Genomic DNA, 26,335 nt, shown 5'->3' on the forward strand with positions numbered 1-26,335 from the left:
GTCACGGGGGGGGACGGCCGTCCGGCACCGGCGCCGTCCGGCGGTCAGGCGGTCAGCGACTCGTCCAAGAACTCCCGTACGTGGTCGCGTACGTGCTCCCGGTCCGTGCCCGGGAGGCCGACGACGAGCTGGGAGCCGAAGCCGTCGAGGAGGGCGCGGGTGCGGGTCGCGAAGCGTTCGGCGTCGACGGGGCGGAACTCACCCTTCGAGATGCCCTCGACGAGGAGGGCCACCAGGTCGCGGTGCCAGGCGAGTTCGAGGTCGAGCTGGCGTTCGCGGGCCTCGTCGTCGGCGCTCCGGGAGCGGTTCCACACCTCCAGCCACAGCGTCCAGCGCGGGTCGCGGTGGCCCTCGGGGAGGTAGAGGTCGACCAGCGCGTCCAGCCGTTCGCGGGCGGGGACACGGCGGGAGAGGGCGGCCCGGCGTTCGGTGCCGAGCTGCTCCTCGCTCCACTGCAGGGTCTGCAGCAGCAGCTCGTCCTTCGTACCGAAGTAGTAGAGGATGTGGCCGCTGCTCATGCCGACCTCGCGACCCAGACCGGCCATGGTCAGTCCGTCCAGGCCCTCCGCGGCGATGGTCGTCATCGCCGCGGCGAGGACCTGCTCGCGGGGCTGGCTGAGCCGGCGCCGGGGGCGGCGCACGGGACCGGGCACGGGGACCTCCGGGTCGGCTGTACGAGGCCTGCGGGTCAGACCTGGGGCTGCTGCTGGGTGATGCAGTGGATACCGCCACCCGCTGCGAAGATCGTACGGGCGTCGACCAGGGTCACCGTCCGCCCGGGGAAGATCCCGCGGAAGATCGCGGCCGCCTCCTCGTCGCGCGGGTCGTCGAAGCCGCAGAGCACCACACCGTCGTTGCAGAGGTAGTGGTTGATGTAGGAGTAGTCGACCAGCTCGCCGTCCTCCTCCAGGACGGTCGGCGCCGGCACCTCGACGACCTCCAGCCGGCGGCCCCTGGCGTCGGTCGAGGAACGCAGCAGCTTGGCGATCTCGTGGCAGATCGCGTGGTCGGGGTGGTCGGGGTCGGGCTGGGTGTGCACGAGGACGACGCCGGGGCGGGCGAAGGCGGCGACGATGTCGACATGGCCGCGGGTGCCGAACCGGCCGTAGTCGGCGGCCAGGCCGCGCGGCAGCCAGATCGCCTTGGTGGTGCCGAGGTGGGCGTGGATCTCGGCCTCGACCTCCTCCTGGGTACGGCCGCGGTTGCGGCCCGGGTCGAGCTGCACGGTCTCGGTGAGCAGGACGGTGCCCTCGCCGTCGACGTGGATGCCGCCGCCCTCGTTGACCAGGGGCGTGGCATAGCGCCGGGCGCCGGCCAGCCCGCAGACCTGCTCGGCGATCTTCTCGTCGAGGTCCCAGCGGGCCCAGTCCTGGGCGCCCCAGCCGTTGAACACCCAGTCGGTGGCGGCGAGCCCGCCCGTGCCGTCGGTGAGGAAGGTGGGGCCGATGTCGCGCATCCAGGCGTCGTTCAGCGGGCGCTCGACGAGGTCGATGCCGTCGCCGAGGAACGCGCGGGCGCCCTCGGACTGCCCCGGTCCCGCGACGACGGTGACCGGCTCGAAGCGGCGTACGGCACGAGCGACCGCGGCCCAGGCGCGGCGGGCGGTGGCCAGGGTCTCGCCGCCCTCCTCGCCGAAGGTGAAGTTGGGTCCCGGCCAGGCCATCCAGGTGCGCTCGTGCCGGGCCCACTCCGGGGGCATGCAAAAGCCGTCGGCGGCAGGGGTGTTCATGCGGGGTCCTCACGGTTCGCGGTGACGGTCGGCGTCACGGGTGTCGGTGTCACGGTGTCGGCGTCACGGGTGTCGGTGTCACGGTGTCGGCGTCACGGTGTCGGCGTCACGGGTGTCGGTGGCGGGGCGGCAGGTGCCGGGCCGCAAGCGCGACGGGTGGCAGGCACGGTGGCCCGCCGCGCCGGCCGCGGCGGGCCGGCGGCCGTGCCGTCACAGGAAGTACAGGCGGGAGAGCGAGACGGTGTCGGCCGGCTCCGAGCGCATCGGGTCGCCGTCGAGGGTGACCAGGCCGCTGCGCCCGTCGACCTGCACCTGTCCGATACGGGAGTTGCGGACGAGGTCGCCGGGACCGATACCGCGGGTGCCGCGGACGGCGACCCGGCGGCGGCGGGTGGGCAGCTGGTCACCGCCCTGTTCGGCCGCGGAGCGGGCGACGAAGGCGACGGAGATCTCGGCGGGGGTCGCCCCGTGCGCGCCGAACTGCGGGCCGAGCACCAGGGGTTCACAGGTGTCGGTGGCGGCGTTCGGGTCGCCGGTGACGCCGTAGGCGGGGAACCCGGACTTCAGCACCAGCTGCGGCTTGGCGCCGAAGTACTGCGGCTTCCACAGCACGATGTCGGCCATCTTGCCGACCTCGATGGACCCGATCTCGTGCGAAAGGCCGTGCGCGATGGCGGGGTTGAGGGTGAGCTTGGCGACGTAGCGCAGCACCCGGGCGTTGTCGTCGTGCGGGCCGTCGCCCTCCAGGGGCCCGAGCTCGGCCTTCATCTTGCCCGCCATCGCGAAGGTGCGGCGGACGGTCTCGCCCGCGCGGCCCATGCCCTGGGCGTCGGAGGAGGTGATGCCGATCGCCCCGAGGTCGTGCAGCACGTCCTCGGCGCCCATGGTGCCGGCCCGGATGCGGTCGCGGGCCATCGCGGCGTCGCCCGGCAGATCGGTCTTCAGATCGTGGACCGAGACGATCATGCCGTAGTGCTCGGCGACCGCGTCCCGCCCGAAGGGGAGGGTGGGGTTGGTGGAGGAGCCGATGACGTGGGGGACACCGGCCATCTTCAGGACGTTGGGGACATGGCCGCCGCCGCAGCCCTCGATGTGGAAGGCGTGGATGGTCCGGCCGTCCAGGACGCGCAGGGTGTCCTCGACGGTGAGGCATTCGTTGAGGCCGTCGCTGTGCAGCGCGACCTGGACGTCGTGCTCCTCGGCGACCCGCAAGGCGGTGTCCAGGGCGCGGGCGTGCGCGCCCATGTCCTCGTGCACCTTGAAGCCGCAGGCGCCGCCCTCGGCGAGCGCTTCGACCAGCGGGGCCTCGCCCGAGGAGGAACCGCGGCCGAGGAAGCCGATGTTGACCGGCCAGGCGTCGAAGGCGCGGAAGGCGTGCCCCAGCGCCCAGGGGGAGTTGACCCCGACGCCCCAGACCGGACCGAATTCCTGACCGATGATCGTGGTCACGCCGGAGGCCAACGAGGCTTCCATGACGCGCGGCGAGAGCAGATGGACATGGGTGTCGACCGCGCCCGCGGTGGCGATCATGCCCTCGCCGGAGACGATCGAGGTGCCGGTGCCGACGACGACATCGACGCCGTCGAGGGTGTCGGGGTTGCCGGCCCGTCCTATGGCGTGGATCCGGCCCTCACGGATGCCGATGGACACCTTGCGGATGCCCTGGACCGCGTCGATGACCAGCACATTGCTGATCACCACATCGCAGGTCTCGCGGACCGCGGCGGCCTTGAGGTGCAGCCCGTCGCGGGCGGTCTTGCCGAAGCCGGCCAGGAACTCGTCGCCGGGCTTCTGGGAGTCGGACTCGACCCGGACGACCAGGCCCGAGTCGCCGAGGACGACCCGGTCGCCGGCCCGCGGGCCGTGCACCGACGCGTACTCGTGAGGGTCGATGGTGCCGGTCATGCCTGTTCCTCCGCTCCCAGGTAGCCGCAGGCGGCGGCCCGCCGCAGCGCTTCGGTCTTCGCGCCCGGTGCGTCCAGCGGGCCGTCGACCAGGCCGGCGAAGCCGATCGCGATCCGGTCGCCGCCGATCGGGACCAGTCCGACCTCCTCGGTGCCGCCGGGGTCGAACCGCACCGACGAGCCGGCCGGGACGCACAGCCGCATGCCGTACGCGGCACCGCGGTCGAAGTCCAGCCGGGGGTTGGCCTCGAAGAAGTGGAAGTGCGAGGTGACGCTGACGGGCACGCTCGCGGTGTTGCGCACGGTCAGCACGACCGCGGGCGCGGGCTCCGAGGCGGCCGGTCCGGGCAGCACCGCGCCGGGCGCGGGCACCCGGCGGCGCTCCCCGTCCCGTGCGCCGGCGCCGATCGGGTCGCTGACCACCGCGAGCCGGGAGCCGTCGTCGAAGACGGCCTCCACATGCACCTCGGTGACGACGTCGGCCACGCCCGGCAGCACATCGTCCGGGCCGAGCACGGCGCGTGCCGCCTCGATGGCCTGCGCGAGGCGGCGCCCGTCCCGAGCCGCCTCGCAGACCGTGTCCGCGATCAACGCGGTCGCCTCGGGCACATTCAGCCGCAGCCCGCGGGCCCGGCGCGTCCGCGCCAGCTCGGCCGCGCCGAACAGCAGCAGCCGGTCGCGTTCCGTCGGGGTCAACCGCATCCCGCCACTCCTCCCGATCGATTAGAGCAGCACTCTAACCATGAAAATACCTAGGAGGAAAGCATTGACCGTGAGCACTGGGATGAGCGACATTGAGCGCTGCTCTAAAAGATGCGGCAGATGAGAGCGCCGCTCTACATGATCCCGACAGCGTGAGCAGCGCGCGGCGCACACCGCCCCCGTACGGAACACGGCCCCCAAGCCCTGCTCACCCACTGTTGCCCGGCCTCTCAGGGGAGCCCTCATGCCGATGGAACAACGCGGAGTCGACACCGTCCCGGAGGAGGAACGCACCAGCGGCCCTCGCGACCTGATCTCGATCCTGCTCGGGTCGAACCTCGCCCTCGGCGTGGTGATCTTCGGCTGGCTGCCGGTCTCCTTCGGGCTCGGCTTCTGGCCCTCGGTGACCTCCCTGGCGGCCGGCACCGCCGTCGGCACCCTGCTCACCGCCCCGCTCGCGCTGGTGTCCCTGCGCAGCGCCACCAACCTGTCCACCAGCAGCGGCGCCCACTTCGGCGTGCGCGGCCGGCTCATCGGCTCGGTCATCGGCCTGCTGCTGTCGCTGGGCTACACCGCGCTGACGCTGTGGGTGGGCGGTGACGCGGTCGTCGGCGCACTGCACCGCCTGACCGGGCTGCCGTCGAGCGGGATGACGTACGCGCTGGTCTACGCCCTGCTGGCGGGCGCCACCGCGGTCGGCGCGGTCTACGGCTACCGGGTGCTGCTGCGGCTGAGCAAGGTGCTCGCCCTCGGTCTGACCGTGCTGCTGGCCGTCGGCGTCGTCGCGTACGCGGGTACCTTCACCACCGCCGCACCGCACGGCAGCGGCTATCTGCTCGGCGGCTTCTGGCAGACCTGGCTGCTGGCCGCCGTCTCCGCGGGACTCAGCGGCCCGATCGCGTTCATCACCCTGCTCGGCGACTACAGCCGCTACATCTCCCCGCAGCGGCACAGCTCCACGAAGGTCTTCGGCGCCACCTGTCTGGGCCTGCTGGTCGGCCTCCTGGTGCCGCAGCTCTTCGGTACGTTCACCGCGCTCGCCGTCGGCGCGGGCGAGGACTACGCGGGCCCGCTGGTGGCCGGGGCGCCCTTCTGGTACCTGGCGCTGCTGCTGCTCAACGCCTCGGCAGGCTCGGTCGGCAACGCCGGTCTGATGCTCTACAGCATGGGCCTCGACCTGGACGCGATCCTGCCGCGCGCCACCCGCACCCAGGCCACCTGTGCCGTCGCGTGCCTGTCGACCGCGCTGGTCTACGCCGGTCACTTCCTGTGGGCCGCGCAGGACGCGATGACCTCCTTCGTCCTGCTGATGACGGCCGTCGGCACGCCCTGGGCGGTGATCACCGTGATCGGCTTCGCCCGCTGCCGCGGCAGGTACGACCCGGAGTCCCTGCAGGTCTACAACCGCGGCACCCGGGGCGGCGTGTACTGGTACCGGGCGGGCTGGCACGTCCGGGCCGCCGTCGCCTGGGCGCTGGGCTCGGCGGTCGGCCTGATGGGCGTGGACACGCCCCTCTTCCAGGGGCCGCTGCTCCCCCTGACCGGCGGCATCGACCTCAGCTTCCTGCTCGCGGCGGCCGTGGGCGGCCTCGCCTATCTGGCCCTCACCGCCCGGGACCCGCGCCCGGTCGCGGCACTGCGCACCGTGCCGTCCTCCCCCGACGCCACCGCCCCGGCGAAGGCCCCCGCGGAGGCCGGCTGAACCGGCCGGGACACGGCCGAGGCCGCCCCCGACCTCGCGTCGGCGGCGGCCTCCGTCGTATCAGGACCTCGCGCCCTGTCCCGGAATCCCGGATCAGCCCAGCGGGTGCATCCAGCCGTGCTGGTCCTCGGCGATGCCGCGCTGGATGTCGAGGAGCGCGTCCCGCAGCTTCAGCGTGACCTTGCCGGGCTCACCGCCGGACTGCACCCACTCGCCGCCCGCGCTCTTGACCGTGCCGACGGGGGTGATCACGGCGGCGGTACCGCAGGCGAAGACCTCGGTGAGGGTGCCGTTCTCGGTGCCGGTCTTCCACTGGTCGATGGAGACCCGGGCCTCCTCCGACTCGTAGCCCAGGTCGCGGGCGACGGACAGCAGGGAGTCACGGGTGACACCGGCGAGGAGGGAGCCGGTCAGCGTGGGCGTGACGATCTTGTCGCCGTACACGAAGTACAGGTTCATGCCGCCCAGCTCCTCGACCCACTTGTGCTCCACGGCGTCGAGGTAGGCGACCTGGTCACAGCCGTGCGCGGCGGCCTCGGCCTGCGCCAGCAACGACGCGGCGTAGTTGCCGCCGGTCTTGGCGTCGCCCATGCCGCCGGGGACGGCGCGCACCCGGTTCTCGGACAGCCAGATGGAGACGGGCTTGACGCCCCCGGCGAAGTACGCGCCGGCGGGCGAGGCGATGACCACGAAGAGGTACTCGTTGGCGGGCTTCACGCCCAGCCCGACCTCGGTCGCGATCATGAAGGGGCGCAGGTAGAGCGACTCCTCGCCGCCGTGCGCCGGCACCCAGTCCTTGTCCTGCCGGACGAGCAGGTCGCAGGCCTCGATGAAGGTCTCGACGGGGAGTTCCGGCATGGCCAGCCGGCGCGCGGAGGCCTGGAAGCGCCGGGCGTTGGCGTCGGGGCGGAACGTGGCGACGGAGCCGTCGGGCTGCCGGTAGGCCTTCAGGCCCTCGAAGATCTCCTGCGCGTAGTGCAGGACATTGGTCGCCGGGTCGAGGGAGAGCGGTCCGTACGGCACCAGCTGCCCGTCGTGCCAGCCGCGGCCCTCGGTCCACTTGATCGTCACCATGTGGTCGGTGAAGTGGCGGCCGAAGCCGGGGGCGGCCAGTATCTGCTCCCGCTCCGCGTCGGAGAGCGGGTGCGCGGAGGGCTTGAGCTCGATGGTGGGCGTCGTCATGGATGCGTGTCCTTCACTGCGTGTTCCGATACCTGGGGTACCTCCCAGCGTTCACTGGGGGAGCGTCACCGGCCCGGCCCTTCGGCCGGGGGTCGGGGGGGTCGGCCCCCACCACGCGGCACCGGTGCGGTGTGTGGCGACCACGCTCGGAGCGTGGACGTACCGGCCGTTACCGGGACGTCCGCGTTCCTTGCGGGCGGCGATGCCACGTCCGATTATCGCCCGTGGGTCCGTGCCGCCGGAACCGAGGGCGCGTTCCGGATCCGATGGTCGCACCCACCGGGCGGTAAGAGGCGCATCCACCGGGCGGTAAGACCGGAGCGGACCAACGCGGACAGCGCCGGGCCTGGTGCGGCCCGGCGCTGTCGGTGGTGCGGGTGTGCGCTGCGGGCCTCAGCCGGCTACGCGTACGGCGAGCGCGTCGCCGATCTCGTCCGTGCTGCGCGGCGAGCTGTCCCTGGCCTCCAGGTCGGCCGCCACCGCCTCCTCGATACGGGCGGCCTGCGGCGCGAAGCCGAGGTGACGCAGGAGCAGGGCCACGGAGAGGACCGTGGCCGTGGGGTCGGCCTTGCCGGTGCCCGCGATGTCCGGTGCGGAGCCGTGCACGGGCTCGAACATCGAGGGGAACTCGCCGGTGGGATTGATGTTCCCGGAGGCGGCCAGGCCGATGCCGCCGGTGACGGCCGCGGCCAGGTCGGTGAGGATGTCGCCGAAGAGGTTGTCGGTGACGATCACGTCGAACCGCTCGGGCTGGGTGACGAAGAAGATCGTCGCGGCGTCGACATGCAGGTAGTCGGTGGTGACCTCGGGGTACTCCTGGCCGACCTTGTCGAAGATGTTCTTCCACATGTGGCCCGCGTAGACCAGGACGTTGTTCTTGTGGACCAGCGTCAGCTTCTTGCGCGGGCGGGCGTTGGCCCGCTCGTAGGCGTCGCGGACCACACGCTCGACGCCGTAGGCGGTGTTGAGGCTGACCTCGGTGGCGACCTCGGCGGGGGTGCCGGTGCGCAGCGAGCCGCCGTTGCCGGTGTACGGGCCCTCGGTGCCCTCGCGGACCACCACGAAGTCGATGTCGGGGCGGCCGACGAGCGGCGTGGTGGTGTTCGGGAAGAGCTTCGACGGGCGCAGGTTCACGAAGTGGTCGAAGGCGAAGCGGAGCTTGAGCAGCAGCCCGCGCTCCAGCACCCCGGAGGGTACGGACGGGTCGCCGATCGCGCCGAGCAGGATCGCGTCGTGCTGCTTCAGCGACTCCAGCTCCGCGTCGGGAAGGGTCTCACCGGTCGCATGCCATCGCCGGGCGCCGAGGTCGTACTCCTGGGTTTCCAGCTTGACGTCCTGCGGGAGGACCGCGGTCAGGACCTTCAGGCCCTGGGCCACGACTTCCTGGCCGATACCGTCACCGGGGATCACTGCGAGGCGAATGCTGCGAGACATGGGGGGACCCTACTCCGCGTCCCATTGATTGACACGTAACGTCCGCCATACGGACACGTGGGCCGCCGGTCAGCCACCGTTCACCCGCCGTCCCCGTCGCGGTCGGGTCGCCCTGCGACATTCGGCGGCATGACTGGAAACACCCGGGGCACCCACCCGCCCTCGCACACCCCGCGCGTCGGCATTCCGGAGCAGCTGGCGGCCCGGATGAGCATGCCCGAGCAGCACGACTACCTCCGTACCAAGCTGAGCCGCCGCGGTCTGCTGCGCACCTCGGCCGCGACCGCGGGAGTGGTGGCGGGCTCCGGCCTGCTGGCCGGTTCGGCCCAGGCCTCCCCCACCCTGCTGGCCGCGTCGTCCGCCGCCCGCGTCGACGGTGCGCTGGTCGCCCCGTTCGGCCGCCACCTGGCCTTCGGCGCGGACCCCAAGAGCCAGATGCGGGTGAGCTGGCAGGTGCCGCTCGCCGTACGACGGCCGTATCTGCGGGTGGGGCTCACGCCCTGGGACCTGGGGCGCAAGCTCGACGCCGAGGTGCGCGATCTGCACACCCCGGCGCTGTCCGCCAAGCTGCCCGCCGTGCAGCAGTACTACCTGCACGCCGCCCTGGATGGGCTGCGCCCGGGAACCACGTACTACTACGGCGTCGGCCACGACGGCTTCGACCCGGCGGACCCCCGCCACTTCTCCACCATCGGCACCTTCCGCACCGCCCCTGCCCGCCCCGGGACGTTCGTCTTCACTGCCTTCGGCGACCAGGGCGTGAGCTACCACGCCCTCGCCAACGACCAGTTGATCCTGGGTCAGAACCCCTCGTTCCACCTGCACGCGGGCGACATCTGCTACGCGGACACCGACGGCGACGGCACCGAGCACGACGCCTACGACGCCCGGGTCTGGGACCAGTTCCTCGCGCAGACCGAGTCGGTGGCCCGGTCCGTGCCGTGGATGGTGACCACCGGCAACCACGACATGGAAGCCTGGTACTCCCCCCACGGCTACGGCGGCCAGAACGCCCGCTGGACCCTGCCGGGGAACGGCCCGGACGCCAAGAACGCCCCGGGCGTCTACTCGTTCACCTACGGCAACACCGCGGTCGTCGCCCTGGACGCCAACGACGTCTCGTACGAGATCCCCGCCAACCAGGGTTACACCGGCGGCAAGCAGACCCGCTGGCTGGACCGCAGGCTGGCGGAGCTGCGCGCGGCCGACGGCATCGACTTCATCGTGGTCTTCTTCCACCACTGCGCCTTCTCCACCACCAACTCGCACGCCTCCGACGGCGGGGTGCGCGACGCCTGGCTGCCGCTGTTCGAGAAGCACCAGGTGGACCTGGTCATCAACGGGCACAACCACGTCTACGAGCGGACCGACGCCCTCAAGGGCGGCCGGGTCGGCAAGAAGATGCCGATCGGCGAGAGCGTCGACACCACGCGCGAGGGCATCGTGTACGTGACCGCGGGCGGCGCGGGCCGGGCGCTGTACGACTTCCCCGCGCCCGACAGCTACGAGGGCCATGTGAAGGACGTCGACCACATCGACACCTATCACTGGGCCAAGGGCCAGGAGAAGAACAAGGACACCGTGGAGTGGTCCCGGGTCCGCTACACCGGCTACTCCTTCATCGCCGTAGAGGTCTCACCCGGCCACCGCCCGCGGATGAAGGTCACCGCCCTCGCCGAGTCCGGCGAGCGCATCGACCACTTCGAGGTGACCCGCTCGCCCGCGCAGTAGGCAGCGCTCACCTGTAGGGGCGCCCGCACGAGGGCGCCCCTACAGGCTCGGACCGTTCAGGAGAGAAAGAGCCACCGGGCCACGGACAGCCGGATCCGCCAGCAGCAGCGGCAGGGCACCGACGCCGGCCTCGACAGCACCGACCCGTGTCGGGCGCGCATCGTCTCAGTGCCCGGTGGAGCCGCCGTTGTCACGGCGGTCGAGCGCGCGCTGGAGAGCGGCCGCGGCGTTCCTGCGGTCGGCGTCGCCGGTCGTACGGGCGGAGTGACGGGTCCTGCGGACGGCAGTCTCAGCCATGATTCACGTCTCCTATGCCAGAGCCCCGAGAACAAATGGGATGCGTAGATCCAGAAGCGGCCGGAAGGGGCGGGGGCCTCGGCGCGACAGGGGTCACCTGCGTGTGCGCAACGGGCCGCATCCGCGTCCGCTCGATGGAGCGTTACGTTCGGCTTCCTACAACGCTAGGACAGCTCGGCCGTGATGTCTGCACAATTACTTGGGCTTCCTACTATCTGAGACGGTCGGCGTGTGCTCGAACGAGTGATCCGGGAACATTCGCTGGTCATGGGCGTGCGGGCACTCCCTAGCGTGGCGGTGTCGCTTGTGCCACGAGGCCGAGCCCGCCCACACTTAGGAGGAGGTGCTGCACCATGACCGCGCTCGCGCAGGAGGCGCCCGTGACGATGCCGGAGATCACGACCCCGGAGGACACGACCCCCGGACCCGAGCTGGACGAGGTCCTGTGGCAGGCATGGAAAGCCATGGAACTCCCCGAGGGCTTCCAAGCCGAGATCATCGAGGGGTCCATCGAGGTGTCGCCCACCGGTCGCCACAGCCACAGCCGCATTAGCTTTCAACTGCGCCGACAACTGACCCAGTACCTCGACAAGCAGTCGAGTGCCTATGCCGTTACCAATGACACGAACATCATCCACGGCCGCAAAGTCTGGATTCCGGACGTCGTCGTCGCCCTCGAAGACGCCATCATCGCCTCGGCGGACGACACCGAATTCGTCGCCGATGACGGCATCGGCCTCGATGTCCACTGCGTGGCACTCGTCGCCGAGGTGGTCTCCCCCAGTCATGACTGCAAGAAGCGCGACCGCGTCCGTAAGCGCCGCGCCTACGCCGAGGCCGGAATCCCCGTCTACATCATCCTCGACGACTACGACGGTCAGGGCACCGTCACCGTGCTGGCATCGCCCCTGCCCGACAAGGCGGTCTACGCCGAGAGCCACCGCGTGCCGTACGGCAGGGAAGTGGTCATCCCCGCAGGCCCCGCCAAGGGCTTCGTCATCGGTGAGGCCATCACCGGCCCCCCGCGCAACGCCTGAGCCGAAACGCCGACGGCCCGGCGCCCCCGGGGAGAGGGGAGCCGGGCCGTCGGCACACGCGGGCGTCAGCCCATGTGCGGGTAGCGGTAGTCCGTCGGCGGGACCAGGGTCTCCTTGATGGAGCGGGTGGAGGTCCAGCGCATCAGGTTCTGCTTGGCGCCGGCCTTGTCGTTGGTGCCGGAGGCGCGGCCGCCGCCGAAGGGCTGCTGGCCGACGACGGCACCGGTCGGCTTGTCGTTGATGTAGAAGTTGCCGGCCGCGAAGCGCAGCAGCTCGCAGGTGCGGGCGGCCTCGGCGCGGTCCTGGGCGATGACGCAACCGGTCAGGCCGTACGCCGAGGCGGACTCCATCTGGGTGAGCATCGCGTCGTAGTCGGCGTCGTCGTAGACGTAGACGCCGAGGATCGGGCCGAAGTACTCGTCCTTGAAGATCTCGTTCTCCGGGTCGGTGGAGACCAGGACCGTCGGGCGGACGAAGTAGCCCTCGCTGTCGTCGTACGTGCCGCCGGCCACGACCTCGACGGTCGGGTCGGCCTTGGCGCGGTCGATCGCCGCCTTGTTCTTGGCGAAGGAGCGCTCGTCGATGACGGCGGACATGAAGTTCGACAGGTCCGAGACATCGCCCATGGACAGGGCGTCGACCTCGGCCGCGAACTCCTCCTTGAGGCCGTTGTTCCACAGCGAGGCCGGGACGTAGGCGCGGGAGGCCGCGGAGCACTTCTGGCCCTGGAACTCGAAGGCGCCACGGGTCATGGCGGTCTTCAGCACGGCGCGGTCGGCCGAGGGGTGGGCGACGATGAAGTCCTTGCCGCCGGTCTCGCCGACGAGCCGCGGGTAGGTCTTGTAGTTCTCGATGTTGTTGCCGACCGTCTTCCACAGGTACTGGAAGGTCTTGGTCGAACCGGTGAAGTGGATGCCCGCGAGGTCCGGGTGGGTCAGCGCGACCTCGGAGACGTCCTTGCCGTCGCCGGTGACGAGGTTGATGACGCCCTTGGGCAGCCCGGCCTCCTCCAGCAGCTGCATCAGCAGCACGGCCGCGTAGGTCTGCGTCGGGGACGGCTTCCAGACCACGGTGTTGCCCATGAGGGCGGGCGCGGTCGGGAGGTTGCCGGCGATCGCGGTGAAGTTGAACGGCGTGATCGCGTAGACGAAGCCTTCGAGGGGGCGGTGGTCCGAGCGGTTCCACACGCCCGGGGAGTTCGCCGGGGGCTGCTCGGCGAGGATCTGGCGTGCGAAGTGCACATTGAAGCGCCAGAAGTCGATGAGCTCGCAGGGGGTGTCGATCTCGGCCTGCTGGGCGGTCTTGGACTGGCCGAGCATGGTGGCGGCGGCCATCGTCTCGCGCCAGGGGCCGGAGAGCAGGTCGGCGGCCTTGAGGATGATCGCGGCGCGGTCGTCGAAGGACAGCGCGCGCCAGGCCGGGGCGGCGGCCAGCGCGGCGTCGACCGCGTCCTGGCCGTCCTTGACGGTGGCGTTGGCGTACGTGCCGAGACGGGCCGAGTGGTGGTGCGGCTGGACGACGTCGAAACGCTCGCCGCCGCCCATCCGGCGCTCGCCGCCGATGGTCATCGGCAGCTCGATCGGGTTGTCGGCCAGCTCCTTGAGCTTGACCTCCAGACGGGAACGCTCCGGGCTGCCGGGGGCGTAGGTGTGGACCGGCTCGTTCACCGGCACGGGGACCTGGGTCACAGCGTCCATAGCGGCCGTGTCTCCTTCGATTTCGCTCGTCGGTTGTCGTACGTCGGTGGTGCGGCCGCGGCCGCGTCGGGTGGGCGGCTGCGGGCGGCGTTGTCCGGGAGACTGCCCGGGCTTCCAGCATCCACCCGCACCCGCCCGCACGGGGCGATCAGCCGCGCGTCGCCGGCGACCTCAGGCTGCAGTCTCCCGGGGGACAACCCCCGGACCCCCAGCCGGAGGAGCGCCGGACCTTGGCGTCAGCCGCGGGTCGCCAGCGACCTCAGGAAGAACCCGAGGTTCGCGGGGCGCTCGGCGAGCCGGCGCATGAAGTATCCGTACCAGTCGGTGCCATAGGGGATGTACACCCGCATACGGTGCCCGTCGGAGACCAGTCGCTGCTGCTCGGCCTCGCGGATGCCGTACAGCATCTGGAATTCGTAGTCGGCCGGCTTGCGCCCGTTGCGGCGGGCCAGGTCCTGGCCGATGGCCACCATCCGCGGGTCGTGCGACCCGATCATGGGGTAGCCCTCCCCGGCCATCAGGATCTTCAGACAGCGCACATAGGCCTTGTCGACCTCCCGCTTGTCCTGGAAGGCGACGGTCGCGGGCTCCTTGTACGCGCCCTTGACCAGCCGCACCCGGGAGCCTTCCCCGGCGAGCGCACGGCAGTCGTCCTCGGTACGGAAGAGGTAGGACTGCAGCACCGCACCCGTCTGGGGAAAGCGTTCCCGCAGGTCGGCGAGGATCGCGAGGGTGGAGTCGACGGTGGTGTGGTCCTCCATGTCGAGGGTCACGGTCGTACCGGCCTCGGCGGCGGCCTCGACCACCGGAGTGACGTTCTTCAGCGCCAGCTCGTGGCCGCCGGCCAGCGCCTGCCCGAAGGCGGACAGCTTGACCGACATCTCGGCCTTCACGCCGAGCCCCTGCTCCTTGAGGGCCGCGGCCAGGTGCAGGTAGGCATCGCGATTGCGCAGCGCCTCGGCCGGGTCGGTGATGTCCTCGCCCAGGTGGTCGAGGGTGACCTCCAGGCCCCGCGCGGCCAGCGACCGCACGGCCGCCATGGACTCGTCCAGGCGCTCGCCGGCGACGAACCGGTCCACCACGGGGCGGGTGACCGGGGCGGCCGCAACGATGCGGCGGATGCTGTTGCTGCGCGCTGCGGCGAGGAGCACGGGACCCAGCATGGGCACCTCCACGAATCAGGGTGACAAGTACCGGCGGAAGCCGGACGGGACGAACGCGTCGGCAAGATTGAGCCACCTGAAACTTAAGGATCCCGCCACTTCCCGGCCATCGACAGCTGTCACGCCTTCGTGGTCGGGATCTCAGACAGATGTATGAGAATGGAGGAGTGACGACCGGGTCAGCGGCGCCGGAGAGGTGAGAGGTGCCCGGGGTACTGGTGATACCGGTGCCGCGGTGGCCGAAGACCGATGGTGTGACGACAAGCGACCGGTGGCGACCGGCGGTGTGACGACAAGAGAGGAGCCGGGCGGCGGATGCGGGGCGACTACCAGCAGCTCGTGGACGAGATCTCGGCGGCGCTCGGCGCCCCGGCGACGCTGGAGGACCGGGATTTCGGACTGATCGCGTTCGGCGCGCACGAGGGCGACGACGACGAGGTCATGGACCCCGTGCGGACCCGCTCGATCCTGCAGCGCCGTTCGTCGGCGGCGGTACGGGCCTGGTTCGAGGCGTTCGGGATCGCCCGCGCCCGGACGGCGCTGCGTATCCCCCCGGACCCGGCGGCCGGGGTCTTCAAGGGCCGGATCTGTCTGCCCGTACGCCACCGGGGCATCGTGCACGGCTATGTCTGGCTGCTGGACGACGGACATCTGACCGATCTCGAACTGGGCAGCCGTGGCGCACCGCCCGACCCGCGGATCGCCCAGGCGATGGAGACCGCCGCCCGGATCGGCGCGCTGCTCGCCGACGAGGCCCGCGCCGGGTCCGAACTCGGCGATCTGCTGCGGGAGTTGCTGGCCGCACCGTCCGCCGGACGGCCGGCTGCGGCGGCCGCGCTGAGCGATGCGCTGCGGGACAGCCTGCGCTCCACCCCGGGCATCTGGCTCACCCTGGTCGCGGTGCTGCCCTGGGACACCTCGGACACCGATGTGGCGCCGCTGCCCAGCCTGCCGGGCCTGCTGGCGGCGTGTGCGCTGCCCGCGGGCGGGCCGGCCCTCCCGGCCGGGCGGGCGGACGAGGCGGATGCCGCCGCACCACCCGGCAACGGGACCACCGGCCGCGCCGGGGCGGGCGCCCGTCCGCAGCCCGCCGCCGCGCCTGCCCTGGCCGCACTGGTACGCCTGCGCTCGGGCGGCGCGCTCGCCCCGGCCCATGCGGTGGCCGAGCATCTGCTGCGCTCCCCGCGCGCGGGCGCCGTACCGGCCGAGGGGCGGGCGGCCCGCGGCGGCGCCCGGGGCGGCGGCCCCGCCGGGCACCCGCCTCCCCGGCCGGGTGCCGCCGGAATCGGCGCCGGGACACAGGAGTTGACCGACCTCCCGGCCACCTGGCGGGAAGCGCTGGACGCGGCCCGCGCGGCGCGCGCCGAGCCCCGGCTGGGCCCGGTCACCCAGTGGGACGCCCTCGGCCCGTACCGCATGCTCACCGCACTGCCGGACACCGCACCCGACCCGGCCGTCGGCCCGCTGCTGGCCCCCGCGCACGCCGAACTCGCCCGCACCGCCGAGGTGTTCCTCGACTGCGCGGGCCAGGCGGGCCGCACCGCACAGGCCCTGGGCATCCACCGCCAGACGCTCTACTACCGCCTGGGCCGGGTGGAGAAGCTGACCGGCCTGGACCTGGACGACGGCGAGCACCGGCTGCTGCTGCACATGGCGCTGAAGGCGGCGCGGCTGTGAGGCCTACGGGCCGGCCGGACGGAGGCGACGGCCCCCGCCGCCGTGCGCGTCACGTCCGCTTCAGCACCTCGCCCGCGGTGACCCGGCGCACGGCGGTCGCCAGGTCCCGGCCGGAGGGCATGGTCTCCGGTGTGAGCAGCGACTGGACCATCAGGCCGGTGAGCAGGGCCTGGTAGAAGGAGCCGACGATGCGTGCCGCCTCATGGCCGACCTCCGTGTCCGGCACGCCCTCGAAGGCCGCGACAAGCCCCTCGCCGCCTTCCGGAAGCACCTCGCCGATCGCCTCGCGCAGTGCCGCGTCGCGCGGCAGCAGCCCCAGCACCTCGACCTGTGCGGCGATGAACTCCCGTTCCGTGGCGATCCGTTGCAGGACAGCGTCCCAGGCCGCGGCAAACCGCTCCAGCGGATCCGCGACCCCCTTCTCCGCCCCGGCGTCGGCGGCCGGCGCCTGGGTCACACTCGCGCCCCACTCCTCGCCGGCCGCGATGACCGCCTGGCGCATCAGGGCGTCCTTGGAACCGTAGTGGTAGCCGATGGAGGCGAGGTTGGCGCCGGATGCGGCCACGATGTCGCGGGCCGTGGTGCGTGCGTACCCCTTCTCCAGGAGGCAGCGTTTGGCGCCCTCCAGAAGGTCTTCACGGTGTCCCATGGGATCAGCCTATCGCCGCACATACGCTTGTACCAGACATATGTCTTAAACATGCGTATACCTTCCGGGGGTAGGGCGCCACGGGCGGCGCTCTCGCGTCCGCCGGTTCCGCACCCCCTGCGGCTAGTCGTCAGGATCCGGCGTCTCCCCGGAGCCGGGCATCCCGCCGGGGCCCGAGGTGTCGCCGGAGCCCGCCGTGCCCGGCCGGGCCATCCCGTAGTGGCGGTAGAGCTCGTCCTCCTCCGAGGGGTCGAGATGGCCGTCGGCGTCGATCCGGGGTGCGGCCTTGATGGTCTCCTTGGCGTGCGGAACATGCAGATCGTCGCCGGTACGGCGGACTCCGGCGAGCGGAATGAAGATCTCCTTCATCCCGAACAGCCCGGTGCGCACCGTGATCCACTCGGGGTCGTTGGTGGCGTCGTCCCGGTAGACCTGCTGGACCTTGCCCACCTTCGCGCCGTCCGCGTCGACGATGTGCAGCCCGGTCAGGCTCCCGGGGGCGCCGTCCAGGGGTGCCTTCATGGCGTTCCCTCCTTCCGCACGCACCGGCGGGGGCACGCACACCTTCCATTGCGCGCCGCCGCCCCCGCACACGCAACCGGGCCCGGACCCCGCCGAAGCGGAGCCCGGGCCCGTTGGCCTGCGAAAACTGCGAATCAGTCGCCGAGGTTCACCGCGCGCACGGAGGTCGCGCCGATCTCCTCGGCGATCTCGGTGAGCACATGCGGGGGAATCGTGTCGTCGACGGTCAGCGCGACCAGCGCCTCGCCGCCGACATCGGCCCGGGAGACCTGCATCCCGCCGATGTTGATGCCCGCCTCGCCCAGGATCCGGCCGACGGTGCCGACGACACCGGGGCGGTCGCTGTAGCGCATGAAGGCCATGTGGTCCGCGAGCGAGAGGTCGATGGAGTGCTCGCCGACCGCGACGATCTTCTGGGTGTTCTTGTGGCCCGCCAGCGTGCCGGAGATCGACACCTCGTCGCCGCCCGCCAGGGTGCCGCGCACGGTCACCACATTGCGGTGCTCGGGCGACTCGCTGCTGGTCGTCAGCCGCACCTCCACGCCGCGCTCCTGCGCGAACAGCGGGGCGTTGACGTAGGACACCGTCTCGTCCACGACGTCCTCGAACACGCCCTTGAGCGCGGAGAGTTCGAGCACCTTGACGTCGTGCTGGGTGATCTCGCCGTACACCTCGACGTCGAGGCGCATGGCGACCTCGCCGGCCAGCGCGGTGAAGATCCGGCCCAGGCGCTCGGCCAGCGGCAGGCCCGGCTTGACGTCCTCGGCGATCACGCCGCCCTGGACGTTGACCGCGTCCGGCACCAGCTCGCCTGCCAGCGCGAGCCGCACCGACTTGGCGACCGAGATACCGGCCTTCTCCTGCGCCTCACCGGTCGAGGCACCGAGGTGCGGGGTGGCGACGACCTGGTCGAACTCGAAGAGCGGCGAGTCGGTGCAGGGCTCGGTCGCGTAGACGTCGAGGCCCGCACCGGCCACCCGGCCCTCCTTCAGCGCGGTGGCCAGCGCCGCCTCGTCGACGATCCCGCCACGGGCGGCATTGACGATCCGGACGGACGGCTTGACCTTGTGCAGCGCCTCGTCGCCGATGAGACCGACGGTCTCGGGCGTCTTGGGGAGGTGGACGGTGATGAAGTCCGCGACCTCCAGCAGCTCGTCCAGGCTCAGCAGCTTGACGCCCATCTGCGCGGCACGGGCCGGCTGGACGTAGGGGTCGTAGGCGACGACCTTCATGCCGAACGCCGACATCCGCTGCGCGACCAGGACGCCGATCCGGCCGAGGCCGACCACGCCGAGGGTCTTCTCGCTGAGCTCGACACCGGTGTACTTGCTGCGCTTCCACTCGCCGTTCTTCAGGGCGGTGTTGGCCTGCGGGATGTTGCGGGCCGTGGCCACCAGCAGGCCGCAGGCGAGCTCGGCGGCGGTGACGATGTTGGAGGTCGGGGCGTTGACGACCATCACGCCGGCCTTGGTGGCGGCGGAGACGTCGACGTTGTCCAGGCCCACGCCCGCGCGGGCGACGACCCTGAGCTTCCTGGCGGCGGCGATGGCCTCGGCGTCGATCTTCGTCGCGCTGCGCACGAGGACGGCGTCGACATCGGTGATGGCGGGCAGCAGCTCGGTGCGGTCCGCGCCGTTGCAGTGCCGGATCTCGAAGTCCGGACCGAGGGCGTCGACGGTGGCGGGCGACAGCTCTTCAGCGATCAGTACGACTGGTTTCGGGCTCACGTGCTCTTCAGTCCTCACTAGTCCTGGGGGTACCTCCCACGCCCTCAGGGCTGTGGGGAGGGAGGGCGGCCGTCCCGACGGCCGAAGGCGGTGAAGGGGGAAAGCCGCGTGGAAGACGCACGACGCTGTGAGCCTGACGCGCTTGTGATGGGCAAGTGTAGTGGCGGTGGGGGGCGCGTCCTGTGCCGGAGCGTAAGGATCACCCGTGCGTGGTTCGACGCGGCGGACAAGGCGCTCCGGCGGCCGGCCGGGCGCATGGACGAGGGGGCCGCGAGCTCTTTCGCGACCCCCTGTCCGTTCGGCTTACGCCTCGTCGTCCACCCAGCTCATCAGCTTGCGCAGCTGCTTGCCGGTGGTCTCCAGGAGGTGGTCCTCGTCGGCCTTCTTGTACTCGTTGTACTTCGGCAGGCCGGCGTTGTACTCCGCCATCCAGTTGTTGGCGAAGGTGCCGTCCTGGATCTCGGCGAGCACCTTCTTCATCTCGGCCTTGGTGTTCTCGTTGATGATCCGCGGGCCGGTGATGTAGTCGCCCCACTCGGCGGTCTCGGAGACCGACCAGCGCATCTTCTCCAGGCCGCCCTCGTACATCAGGTCCACGATCAGCTTCAGCTCGTGGAGGCACTCGAAGTACGCGATCTCGGGCTGGTAGCCCGCCTCGACCAGGGTCTCGAAGCCGGCCTTGACCAGCGCCGAGGCGCCACCGCACAGGACGGCCTGCTCACCGAACAGGTCGGTCTCGGTCTCCTCGGTGAAGGTGGTCTTGATGACGCCGGCGCGGGTGCCGCCGATGCCCTTGGCGTAGGAGAGCGCGAGCGCGAAGGCGTTGCCGCTCGCGTCCTGCTCGACGCCCGCGATGCACGGGACGCCGCGGCCTTCCTCGTACTGGCGGCGGACCAGGTGGCCCGGGCCCTTGGGGGCGACGAGGGCGACGTCCACGCCGGCCGGGGGCTTGATGAAGCCGTAACGGATGTTCAGGCCGTGCCCGAAGAACAGCGCGTCGCCGTCCTTGAGCTGGTCCTTGATGGACTCCTCGTAGACCTTGGCCTGGATCGGGTCCGGCACCAGGATCATGATGACGTCGGCCTCGGCGGCCGCCTCCGCGGGGGTCACCACGCGCAGGCCCTGCTCCTCGGCCTTGGCCTTGGACTTGGAGCCCTCGTGCAGACCGACGCGCACATCGACACCCGAGTCGCGCAGGGACAGCGCGTGGGCGTGGCCCTGGCTCCCGTAGCCGATGACCGCGACCTTGCGGTTCTGGATGATGGACAGGTCGGCATCGTCGTCGTAGAACAGCTCGGCCACTTCGGGTATCTCCTTGGATCTAGCGGGTGCCCACACAGTACGTCGGGCGGGGTGGGGAAAGGCGGTGGGTCTCGCCATACGGTCCGGTCGGGCCGCAGGGTCAGGCCGAACGGTCCAGTGCGCGCAGCGAGCGGTCGGTGATCGACCGGGCACCGCGGCCTATGGCGATGGTCCCGGACTGCACCAGTTCCTTGATGCCGAACGGCTCCAGCATCTTGAGCATCGCCTCCAGCTTTTCACTGGAGCCGGTGGCCTCGATGGTGACGGCCTCGGGTGAGACGTCCACGGTCTTGGCGCGGAAGAGCTGGACGATCTCGACGATCTGCGAGCGGGTCTCGTTGTCGGCGCGGACCTTCACCAGGACCAGTTCGCGCTGGATCGCGGCGCCCGGCTCCAGCTCGACGATCTTCAGGACGTTGACGAGCTTGTTGAGCTGCTTGGTGACCTGCTCCAGCGGCAGCGACTCGACGCTGACCACGATGGTGATGCGGGAGATGTCGGGGTGCTCGGTGACCCCGACCGCCAGCGAGTCGATGTTGAAGCCGCGGCGGGAGAACAGCGCGGCGATCCGGGCGAGGATGCCGGGAGTGTTCTCCACCAGGACGGAGAGCGTGTGCTTGGACATGGTCTTCTCTCTTCTTCCGTGCGTCCGTGTCGTCCTGGGCTCAGTCGTCTTCGTTCTCGCCGAAGTCGGGACGCACGCCCCGGGCGGCCATGACCTCGTCGTTGGAGGTGCCGGCGGCGACCATCGGCCACACCTGGGCGTCCTCGTGCACGATGAAGTCGATCACGACCGGGCGGTCGTTGATGGCATTGGCCTTGGCGATGACCGCGTCCAGCTCGGCCGGGTCCTCACAGCGCATCGCGACACAGCCCATGGCCTCGGACAGCTTCACGAAGTCCGGGACGCGGGTGCCGCCACTGGCCTTGCCCGCCGTCACCAGCCCGTTGGCCTCCGGGCCGGAGTGGAGCACGGTGTTGGAGTAGCGCTGGTTGTAGAAGAGGGTCTGCCACTGGCGGACCATCCCCAGCGCGCCGTTGTTGATGATCGCGACCTTGATCGGGATGTTGTTCAGCGCGCAGGTGACCAGCTCCTGATTGGTCATCTGGAAGCAGCCGTCGCCGTCGATCGCCCAGACGGTGCGGCCCGGCTGGCCGGCCTTGGCGCCCATCGCGGCGGGGACGGCGTAGCCCATCGTCCCGGCGCCGCCGGAGTTCAGCCACGTCGAGGGCTGTTCGTAGCCGATGAAGTGGGCGGCCCACATCTGGTGCTGGCCGACGCCCGCGGCGTAGATGGTGTCGGCGGGGGCGAGCTGCCCGATCCGCTCGATGACCTGCTGCGGGGAGAGGCTGCCGTTCTCGGGCAGGTCGTAGCCGAGCGGGTAGGTCTCCCGCCAGCGGTTGAGGTCCTTCCACCAGGCGGTGTAGTCGCCCTTGTGGCCGGCGTCGTGCTCGGCCTGGACGGCGACGATCAGGTCGGCGATGACCTCGCGGGCGTCACCGACGATCGGCACGTCCGCGGCACGGTTCTTGCCGATCTCCGCGGGGTCGATGTCCGCGTGGACGACCTTGGCGTACGGCGCGAAGGAGTCCAGCTTGCCGGTGACGCGGTCGTCGAAGCGGGCGCCGAGGGTGATCAGCAGGTCCGACTTCTGCAGCGCGGTGACGGCGGTGACCGCACCGTGCATCCCGGGCATGCCGACATGCTGCGGGTGGCTGTCGGGGAAGGCGCCCAGGGCCATCAGGGTGGTGGTGACGGGGGCGCCGGTCAGCTCGGCGAGCACCTTCAGCTCGGCGGTGGCGCCGGCCTTGATCACGCCGCCGCCGACGTAGAGCACCGGGCGCTTGGACTCGGCGATCAGCCGGGCGGCCTCGCGGATCTGCTTGGCGTGCGGCTTGGTCACCGGGCGGTAGCCGGGCAGCTCGGTGTGCGGCGGCCAGACGAAGGTGGTCTGCGCCTGGAGGGCGTCCTTGGCGATGTCGACCAGGACCGGGCCCGGGCGGCCGGTGGCCGCGATGTGGAACGCCTCGGCGATCGTCCGGGGGATCTCGGCGGGGTCGGTGACCAGGAAGTTGTGCTTGGTGATCGGCATCGTGATGCCGCAGATGTCCGCCTCCTGGAAGGCGTCCGTGCCGATCGCCTTGGACGCGACCTGACCGGTGATCGCCACCATCGGGACGGAGTCCATATGGGCGTCGGCGATCGGGGTGACCAGGTTGGTGGCGCCGGGGCCCGAGGTCGCCATGCAGACGCCGACCTTGCCGGTGGCCTGGGCGTAACCGGTGGCCGCGTGGCCCGCACCCTGCTCGTGGCGCACCAGGACGTGCCGGACCTTCGAGGAGTCCATCATCGGGTCGTACGCGGGAAGGATCGCACCGCCGGGAATGCCGAACACGGTGTCGGCCCCGACCTCCTCGAGCGAACGGATCAGCGACTGCGCACCCGTGACGTGCTCGACGGCGGCGGGCTGCTGCGGTCCGCCGGACTGACGGGCCCGCGGCTGCGGATGGTGGGCCCCGGAGGCCTGCTCGGTCATCTGCGTCTCTTCTCGAAGCTGAGGGTTTTGACGGATTTGTGAGGTTGCTGTGCAACAAAAAACCCCCCGTGCCAGGTGGCAAGCGAGGGGAGCGCGTCGGTGTGCGAGTCGGGTTTCGTCAGTGACCCGGCTTCAGCCGACGCGCTTTCCAAGTACGAGAATTCGGGTGCGCATGGCACAGACCCTCCCCCCGCCGTGCACCGAGTGTCAAGTGGGTGGGACGGAGGTCTCACTATTTGAGCGCAATGGCGGATGCATGAGCGAATCCGGCCCCGTCAGCCCGCCGTGCCGGACGGGCAGCCCGCTGCCGGTCAGCACCACCGCCCGGCTCTGGCCCGGCAGGTCCGGCACCGGGTAGTGGGCGTGCGTCAGGGACCGCCGCAGCCGGTGCTCGTCGAGCGGCCCGGAGAAGGCCATGCCCATGCCGTGCGTGCAGCCCATGGAGCGCAGCGCGAGGACCTGCTCGGGCAGGTCGACGCCGTCGGCGACGGACTGCATGCCCAGGTCTCCGGCGATCCGCAGCAGCCCTGCGGTGATCTTGTGCAGCCGGGCGGACTCCACCACTCCGTCGACCAGCCCGCGGTCCAGCCGCAGGACGTCGACCGGAAGCCGGCGCAGCGCGCTGATGGCGGCGTAACCACTGCCGAAGCCGTCGAGGGCGATCCGTACGCCGAGGCGGCGCAGCGCGACCAGCCGGCGCTCCAGGTCGTCGAGCGGGATGCGGGAGTCGCTGTCGGACAGCTCCAGGACCAGCGCCCGCGAGGGCAGGCCGTGCCGGGTGAGCAGCGACTCGACGCCCTTGGGGGACAGCGCGTGGTCCAGCAGCCGGCGGGCGGAGAGCCGGACCGCGACCGGGACCGGGTAGCCCGCGCGGTGACGCGCCGCGGCCTGCTCGACGGCCGCCTCCAACTGCCACCGGTCCAGCTCCGCGGTGCGCTCGCCGTCGTCGGTGAACCGGCCGCGGTCGCCGACCCGCAGGAATTCGGCGGGGGTGAAGAGGATGCCCTGGGCGGAGCGCCAGCGGGCGTGTGCCGCGACCGCGGTGACCCGGCCGCCGGCCAGCTCCACCACCGGCTGGTGCAGCAGTGTGAACGCCCCGTCGTGCAGGGCCGTCCGCAGCTTGGTGGCGAGCTCGGCACGGTGTGCCACCTCGCTCTGCATCTGGGGTGCGTACAGCTCCACCCGCCCCTTGCCGGCCTGCTTGGCGCGGTACATCGCCAGGTCGGCGTTGCGCAGCAGGCCCGCGGGGCTCACCCCGGGGTCGGCGAAGGCGACGCCGATACTGGCTGCCACCCGGACGTCCCGGCCGTCGATGCGGTAGGGCTCGGAGAGCTTGATGCGCAGCCGGTCGGCGATCTCGTGGATCCGGAATTCGCGGGCGGCGCGGTCGCGGGTGCCGTCGCCGGTGATCAGTGCGGCGAACTCGTCGCCGCCCAGGCGCGCCGCTATGTCCCCGGAGCGCACCGAGTCACCGAGCCGGCGGGCGGCCTGCACCAGCAGTTCGTCACCGGCCTGATGGCCGATGGTGTCGTTGACCTGCTTGAAGCCGTCGAGGTCGATGTAGAGCACGGCGGTGTCGTGGTCGCTGGCCCGGCGGCCGGTGACGGCCTGGGTGACGCGTTCGGTGAACAGCGCGCGGTTGGGCAGGTCGGTGAGCGCGTCGTGGGAGGCGTTGTGCTGGAGCTGGGCCTGCAGCCGGACGCGTTCGGTGACATCGCGGGAGTTGAAGATCAGGCCGCCGTGGTGACGGTTGACCGTGGATTCGACGTTCAGCCAGCCGTCGCCGCCGGAGCGCTGTTCGCCCGCGCGGAAGCGGCATTCGATACGGGTGGTGGGTTCGTCCTCGGGGGCGGCGGCGAGGAATCTGCGGACCTCGTGCACCACCCGGCCCAGGTCTTCGGGGTGGATCAGCGAGGCCAGCTCGGAGCCGACCAGTTCCTCGGCGTCGCGGCCGTAGACCCCGGCGGCGGCCGGGCTCACATAGCGCAGCACACCGGTCGGGGCGGCGATCATGATGACGTCGCTGGAGCCCTGCACCAGGGAGCGGAAGTGGTTCTCCTTCTGCGCCAGTTCTTGGGTGAGGGTGATGTTGTCGAGCAGCATGATGCCCTGGCGGACGACCAGTGCCAGCACGACCGTGCAGCCGGTGAAGAGCACCACGCGGTCGATGCGGCGCCCGTCGAGGACGTTGGTGAGGATGCCGAGCGTGCAGACGGCGGCGGCGAGATACGGGGTGAGTGCGGCGAGCGAGCCCGCGATGGGGCGGCTGCCGTGCGGCTGGACCCGGCGGGCGGCGGGCTTGACGTCCTCCTCGGGGCACTCCTCGCCCGCGCGGCGGGCGACCCAGGGTGCGTACGCGAGCAGCATCGAGCCGGCGAACCAGCCGGCGTCCAGGATCTGTCCGGAGCGGTAGTGCTCGCGCAGCAGCGGCGAGCTGAACAGGGCGTCGCACAGCACCGTCAGCGCCAGCGCCGCGACGGCGGTGTTGACGGCCGAGCGGTGCACCGAGGAGCGCCGGAAGTGCAGCGCGAGCACCATGCTCACCAGCACGATGTCCAGCAGCGGGTAGGCCAGCGACAGCGCGCTCTGCGCCACGCTGCGGCCCTGGAAATGAGCGGTGTGGGCGAGCGCGAGGCTCCATGAGAGGGTGACCAGCGATCCTGCGATCAGCCAGGAGTCGAGGCCCAGGCAGACCCAGCCGGCCCTGGTCACCGGCCTCTTGGCGAGCACCAGCAGACCGACGATGGCCGGTGGCGCGAACAGCAGGAAGCAGAAGTCGGCGAGGCAGGGACTGGGTACCGTGGTGCCCTGGACGACCTCGTACCAGCCCCATACGCCGTTGCCGAACCCGGCCATGGCGGACGAGGCGGCGAACAGCATCCATGCCGGGCGGAAGCGGGTGCGGCGCTTGCGGGCGTACAGGCCGCAGGAGAAGGCCGCCAGGAATGCCGCGAAGCTGAGGCCGAAGTCCCCCATGAACGCGGCGACTTCCGGCGATCCCCAGCCGAAGGCGGCACCGACGGCATAGCCGCCGCAGAGCACGGCGAGGACGATCTGCGGCACCACGCCCGGCGGGTTGCCGGCCGGTGCCGGTGGCCGCGAGAGCATCGTCCCGGGGGCGCTCACCGGACTCTTCCCCTCGTCCGTACCGGGCGCCGCGTCGTCCGTACCGGGCGTCGCGAGCGGTGCGCCTGCGGACCCCGCAGTATTCCCGTGGGCGGTCGTGGATCGCGCTTTTCGCGAATCATCCATCGGCTGTACATCGCCCGTCGCCCCCCTCGAGTTCCGGATCTTTCGCATCGCGCCGCGTCCTTCCCGGCGTCGTCCCCGCTCGGGACGATAC

At 71.2% G+C, this 26,335-nt stretch carries 20 protein-coding genes; 4 read left to right on the forward strand and 16 right to left on the reverse strand.

The window, feature by feature from the left end; translation table 11 throughout:
• Nucleotides 1-44: 44 nt before the first annotated feature.
• From D9V36_RS13760 to ureA, 4 genes are all read right to left on the reverse strand, one after another.
• The gene (locus D9V36_RS13760; RefSeq protein ID WP_129294028.1) at nucleotides 45-653 is read right to left on the reverse strand and encodes a TetR/AcrR family transcriptional regulator; all 609 of its coding nucleotides are present in this window, start codon (nucleotides 651-653) and stop codon (nucleotides 45-47) included.
• Nucleotides 654-688: 35 nt separating this feature from the next.
• Nucleotides 689-1,729 (reverse strand): agmatine deiminase family protein, encoded by a 1,041-nt coding sequence (locus D9V36_RS13765; RefSeq protein ID WP_129294029.1) that lies wholly within the window; start codon nucleotides 1,727-1,729, stop codon nucleotides 689-691.
• A gap of 210 nt (nucleotides 1,730-1,939) precedes the next feature.
• Nucleotides 1,940-3,634: an urease subunit alpha gene (locus D9V36_RS13770; RefSeq protein WP_129294030.1), complete on the reverse strand. Its 1,695-nt coding sequence runs from the start codon at nucleotides 3,632-3,634 to the stop codon at nucleotides 1,940-1,942.
• Nucleotides 3,631-4,335: an urease subunit gamma gene (ureA, locus tag D9V36_RS13775; protein ID WP_129294031.1), complete on the reverse strand. Its 705-nt coding sequence runs from the start codon at nucleotides 4,333-4,335 to the stop codon at nucleotides 3,631-3,633. The genes D9V36_RS13770 and ureA overlap by 4 nt, the downstream gene beginning before the upstream one ends.
• 244 nt (nucleotides 4,336-4,579) lie before the next feature.
• Between ureA and D9V36_RS13780 the strand changes: the two genes are divergently transcribed.
• Nucleotides 4,580-6,037, forward strand: a complete 1,458-nt coding sequence (locus D9V36_RS13780) for a cytosine permease (protein ID WP_129294032.1) — start codon at nucleotides 4,580-4,582, stop codon at nucleotides 6,035-6,037.
• Between the two features lie 93 nt (nucleotides 6,038-6,130).
• Here the strand turns inward: D9V36_RS13780 and D9V36_RS13785 are convergent, their stop codons facing one another.
• On the reverse strand, nucleotides 6,131-7,219 hold the full coding sequence (locus D9V36_RS13785; protein ID WP_129294033.1) for a branched-chain amino acid aminotransferase: 1,089 nt from the start codon (nucleotides 7,217-7,219) through the stop codon (nucleotides 6,131-6,133).
• Nucleotides 7,220-7,612: 393 nt separating this feature from the next.
• On the reverse strand, nucleotides 7,613-8,653 hold the full coding sequence (locus D9V36_RS13790) for a 3-isopropylmalate dehydrogenase (protein ID WP_129294034.1): 1,041 nt from the start codon (nucleotides 8,651-8,653) through the stop codon (nucleotides 7,613-7,615).
• Nucleotides 8,654-8,782: 129 nt separating this feature from the next.
• Between D9V36_RS13790 and D9V36_RS13795 the strand changes: the two genes are divergently transcribed.
• Nucleotides 8,783-10,384, forward strand: a complete 1,602-nt coding sequence (locus D9V36_RS13795; protein WP_164992947.1) for a fibronectin type III domain-containing protein — start codon at nucleotides 8,783-8,785, stop codon at nucleotides 10,382-10,384.
• Between the two features lie 165 nt (nucleotides 10,385-10,549).
• On the opposite strand, the gene D9V36_RS42600 is transcribed toward D9V36_RS13795, so the two are convergent.
• Complete coding sequence (locus D9V36_RS42600) at nucleotides 10,550-10,681, reverse strand: hypothetical protein (RefSeq protein WP_018087223.1); 132 nt, start codon at nucleotides 10,679-10,681, stop codon at nucleotides 10,550-10,552.
• A gap of 353 nt (nucleotides 10,682-11,034) precedes the next feature.
• Here D9V36_RS42600 and D9V36_RS13800 point away from each other — a divergent pair, with 353 nt between their 5' ends.
• Entirely contained in the window at nucleotides 11,035-11,718 is a 684-nt protein-coding gene (locus D9V36_RS13800) for a Uma2 family endonuclease (protein ID WP_129294035.1), read from the forward strand.
• A gap of 65 nt (nucleotides 11,719-11,783) precedes the next feature.
• On the opposite strand, the gene pruA is transcribed toward D9V36_RS13800, so the two are convergent.
• Together pruA and D9V36_RS13810 are read right to left on the reverse strand one after the other, a co-directional pair.
• Nucleotides 11,784-13,415, reverse strand: coding sequence for an L-glutamate gamma-semialdehyde dehydrogenase (pruA, locus tag D9V36_RS13805; protein WP_129294036.1), 1,632 nt, complete (start codon nucleotides 13,413-13,415; stop codon nucleotides 11,784-11,786).
• 236 nt (nucleotides 13,416-13,651) lie between these two features.
• The gene (locus tag D9V36_RS13810) at nucleotides 13,652-14,578 is read right to left on the reverse strand and encodes a proline dehydrogenase family protein (RefSeq protein ID WP_129294037.1); all 927 of its coding nucleotides are present in this window, start codon (nucleotides 14,576-14,578) and stop codon (nucleotides 13,652-13,654) included.
• 315 nt (nucleotides 14,579-14,893) lie between these two features.
• On the opposite strand from D9V36_RS13810, the gene D9V36_RS13815 reads away from it, so the two are divergent.
• A complete protein-coding gene (locus tag D9V36_RS13815) occupies nucleotides 14,894-16,255 on the forward strand; it encodes a PucR family transcriptional regulator (RefSeq protein ID WP_129294038.1) in 1,362 nt (453 codons plus the stop codon).
• Nucleotides 16,256-16,304: 49 nt separating this feature from the next.
• Here the strand turns inward: D9V36_RS13815 and D9V36_RS13820 are convergent, their stop codons facing one another.
• The 7 genes from D9V36_RS13820 to D9V36_RS13850 all read right to left on the reverse strand — a co-directional run bounded on the left by D9V36_RS13820 (nucleotide 16,305) and on the right by D9V36_RS13850 (nucleotide 26,118).
• Nucleotides 16,305-16,904, reverse strand: a complete 600-nt coding sequence (locus D9V36_RS13820; protein ID WP_129294039.1) for a TetR/AcrR family transcriptional regulator — start codon at nucleotides 16,902-16,904, stop codon at nucleotides 16,305-16,307.
• 123 nt (nucleotides 16,905-17,027) lie between these two features.
• Nucleotides 17,028-17,426, reverse strand: coding sequence for a PRC-barrel domain-containing protein (locus tag D9V36_RS13825; protein ID WP_431357664.1), 399 nt, complete (start codon nucleotides 17,424-17,426; stop codon nucleotides 17,028-17,030).
• Between the two features lie 134 nt (nucleotides 17,427-17,560).
• Nucleotides 17,561-19,153, reverse strand: a complete 1,593-nt coding sequence (gene serA / locus D9V36_RS13830) for a phosphoglycerate dehydrogenase (protein WP_129294040.1) — start codon at nucleotides 19,151-19,153, stop codon at nucleotides 17,561-17,563.
• Nucleotides 19,154-19,456: 303 nt separating this feature from the next.
• Nucleotides 19,457-20,455: a ketol-acid reductoisomerase gene (ilvC, locus tag D9V36_RS13835; RefSeq protein WP_086718736.1), complete on the reverse strand. Its 999-nt coding sequence runs from the start codon at nucleotides 20,453-20,455 to the stop codon at nucleotides 19,457-19,459.
• A gap of 100 nt (nucleotides 20,456-20,555) precedes the next feature.
• The gene (gene ilvN / locus D9V36_RS13840; RefSeq protein ID WP_030816355.1) at nucleotides 20,556-21,080 is read right to left on the reverse strand and encodes an acetolactate synthase small subunit; all 525 of its coding nucleotides are present in this window, start codon (nucleotides 21,078-21,080) and stop codon (nucleotides 20,556-20,558) included.
• Nucleotides 21,081-21,120: 40 nt separating this feature from the next.
• Complete coding sequence (locus tag D9V36_RS13845; RefSeq protein WP_129294041.1) at nucleotides 21,121-22,992, reverse strand: acetolactate synthase large subunit; 1,872 nt, start codon at nucleotides 22,990-22,992, stop codon at nucleotides 21,121-21,123.
• A 207-nt stretch (nucleotides 22,993-23,199) separates the two neighbouring features.
• Nucleotides 23,200-26,118 carry a putative bifunctional diguanylate cyclase/phosphodiesterase gene (locus tag D9V36_RS13850; protein ID WP_431357665.1) on the reverse strand — a complete coding sequence of 973 codons (2,919 nt, stop codon included), beginning with the start codon at nucleotides 26,116-26,118 and terminating at the stop codon, nucleotides 23,200-23,202.
• Nucleotides 26,119-26,335 lie beyond the last annotated feature (217 nt).

Origin of the sequence: Streptomyces lydicus (assembly GCF_004125265.1) — a bacterium.
Taxonomy (GTDB): Bacteria; Actinomycetota; Actinomycetes; order Streptomycetales; family Streptomycetaceae; genus Streptomyces; species Streptomyces lydicus_C.